Raw genomic sequence first — 2,805 nt, 5'->3', positions numbered from 1 at the left:
GCGCCACCGCATTGTGGTGGATAATTGTGCAAGGCAGGGCTCTCAAAGGTAATGCAGCGCAGATGCGGTGAGATATCCACCACCTTTTTCACCTGAACTAAACGGGGTGGGGTTGGGCGATATTTGGTTTTTGTCGCAGTTGATGTTGTGGTCACAATCTATCCTGATAAGCGGCTGGCGGGGTATGCGGGCCATCAGCCAATATTGAGAGCAGTAATTAAAGCAATAAATCATGTCATTAATCAATGGAAATGATAATTATTATCAAAAAATACTTGGTGTTGAAGTTAACGGAGTCGGGTTAAAAACAGCCACTATAGATATCAGCTTAAATATCCAGAATAGTGATAATTTAACTTTGGTGAATGGCAGCTATACAACAGATAAATATTAATATTACAAATACTCTCATTAATTATAATAAATTGTTATTTTGATGAAAATGTTAGGCCTTATAATTTTATAAATAATCATAAGTATTATAAATTACTCTGCCAAATATTGGTATCTTAAATGACATAAGGAAAGTTATCATGCCTAATGGCAAACCAGCTAAAGTTATTACATTGGATGATGGAATATTAAGTGAAGTAAGGAAAGTGGCTACTGGGTTATATGAATCATCCATCGCAGAAGGTAGGGTTGTTAAAATTGGTCTGTTAGATATGGCGGGAATGAACAAGCGCAAAAAGAAAGTGTTATTCTCTCAGCTAAACCAGTTTCTAACTAAATATTTTAAGGCTGAAACAATACCGTCTTCGATTATGGTAGACAATAATACAATTATGAGTGATGGAAGAGTAATAGCTGAAAAGAGAGATGGTGTGTGGATTGGTGAGAAATTTTTTATAGATTCATTTGAACGGCAACGTTTTTATGATCATTACAAAAAAGATTCTATTTCAATCCAGGAGGGAGTAACTACTAATGGGAAATATGGTATTAAGTTTACCGGTCTCAAATTTGAGTCACCAGATTCTGTTTGTCTATCTACAACTGAACGGTCAATAATTATAGATTTACAATCATATATTGGGAGTAACCTTGAAAAATACACGCTTATACAAAAGCATATAAATATGATTAAAGATGACATCGATAGCTATTTTACGCTGGAGGATATACCAGAGAAAATGGTTATAATAAACAACCCATCAAATGCTAATACGCCACATATTGTTAGTGAAAATAGAGATTTTCATTTTAGGAATGTATCTGGTGGCGGCTCTTATTTAGAGAAAATAGACTTTGCTGTACATGAACAATGTTTAAATAAAGAGTATAAGCGGCTAAAGGGTATTTTTAAAAAAAATAGTAATATCAAGGATGAAATTAATGATATAAAAAAAGCAATTAAAATAATATCTAAATATAATTCGATTGAAGGACTGCCTACTAATCCTACAGGCTATATAATAGAGTTGCTGAGTGATGCTTCGTTAAAAAACAGTAGGAGCAAATTAATTAAAGAAATGTTAAGTGATGCAGGTTTTATTCAGTATAAAATAGTTGCCATGGGAAGTGTGCCGGATGGGTATCTTTTGGATGACACACTTGATTTTTATAAGCCATCAAAAAAAATTGGAACTAGTGAGTTAGTCGATAAATTATTTAAATCTGAAAACAATATTAAATTCTTGAGGCAAATTTTTGAGAAAGTAAAAAAAGATAAAAACTCACTTAATTATTTGATTAAACGCCATTCTGATTTACTGGCACCATTTTTTTCTAATAAAGATGGTTCAATAGACAGTCTCATGCTACTTAAAACAGCTACAGATACCGACGCTTTTAAACTTTTAGAAAAATACATCAAAATCAATAGCTTTGAACTTGATTTAACTAAACGAGGAAATTGGGTTGATAATATTTTTTATGGAAAAGATAAATACAAAGCTGAAATGTTTTTTAATACAAAAAACCAATTCCCAGAACACTTCCTTATTGAGGATTGGCATTCACATGAACTCGAGGAGATAATTAAAATAGATAAACCATCAAACTACGATTTTCAGGTAATTTTCCAATTGGAAAACAGCGAAGACATAACTAAGTCTGCAACTCGACTGGCCGGAAAACACTTGGGAAAATCAGTGATAATACAACTTGATTTAGATGGTCAGTATAGTATGTTCTCTTTTAACTCAGAAATGAATGATATTACCCCACTCAGTGAAGCCAATTTTATTGACAAATTTAAGTCTAAATATGAGAGCGGAAAAATACGTTGGCAAGTAGTAGGGCATGGTAACGGCGATATTTATAACCCGTCAACGACTTTGAGCGATCAGAAGCCAACTAAGCTAGCAGATACTCTGTATAATTTTTGCAATAAACTTCAGCAGCAGCACCAGATCAATATTAATCCACGGCATATAACTTTGGCAGGTTGTGCACTGGCTACTAAAAATATACCGGATAGTTATGCATTTCAGTTTATATCCTCAATAGGAGACAGGGGGGTTAAGGCTAGCGTTTCTGCAATGAGAGATCGTGCTTGTATTAATATAAATGGAAGAAAATATATTTACCCGAAAGCTTATTTCAAGGTAACTGATTACTTTGCAAATAATAATAATAATAATAATAAGACGGTATTGTATTGGAATCAGAGTGGAGGTATTTCCATGAAGTATAAAAATAAGGATTTATTTTCTTCCGATGTAGATCCCATTTATTTACAGAAAGATGTTGGGTCACCTTCAAAAACGCCATTATCAGCCCCCAATAAGCTAGCTAAAATAAGCCCTAGCGATTCTAATTTAAGTAAGCCACAACCAGAATCATCGCCATCAATAACTAAAA

Annotated in this window: 2 protein-coding genes and 1 pseudogene; 2 read left to right on the top strand and 1 reads right to left on the bottom strand. The window is 33.4% G+C overall.

The window, feature by feature from the left end:
* A pseudogene (locus AACW11_RS16230) lies at window positions 1-155 on the bottom strand (siderophore-interacting protein); the annotation flags it as partial.
* A 77-nt stretch (window positions 156-232) separates the two neighbouring features.
* On the opposite strand from AACW11_RS16230, the gene AACW11_RS16225 reads away from it, so the two are divergent.
* Both AACW11_RS16225 and AACW11_RS16220 read left to right on the top strand, forming a co-directional pair.
* Window positions 233-394 carry a hypothetical protein gene (locus AACW11_RS16225; RefSeq protein ID WP_212587033.1) on the top strand — a complete coding sequence of 54 codons (162 nt, stop codon included), beginning with the start codon at window positions 233-235 and terminating at the stop codon, window positions 392-394.
* Window positions 395-533: 139 nt separating this feature from the next.
* On the top strand, window positions 534-2,805 hold a 2,272-nt coding region (locus tag AACW11_RS16220), incomplete at its 3' end, for a C80 family cysteine peptidase (protein ID WP_212587032.1).

The organism is Yersinia sp. Marseille-Q3913 (genome assembly GCF_963892745.1).
Taxonomy (GTDB): Bacteria; Pseudomonadota; Gammaproteobacteria; order Enterobacterales; family Enterobacteriaceae; genus Yersinia; species Yersinia bercovieri.
Note: the sequence above shows the minus strand (reverse complement) of the source record. Positions and strands in the feature narration are given on the sequence as shown.

Coding starts and splice junctions, on each gene's coding strand:
- AACW11_RS16225 (WP_212587033.1), top strand. CDS start 233: ATGTCATTAATCAATGGAAATGATAATTATTATCAAAAAATACTTGGT.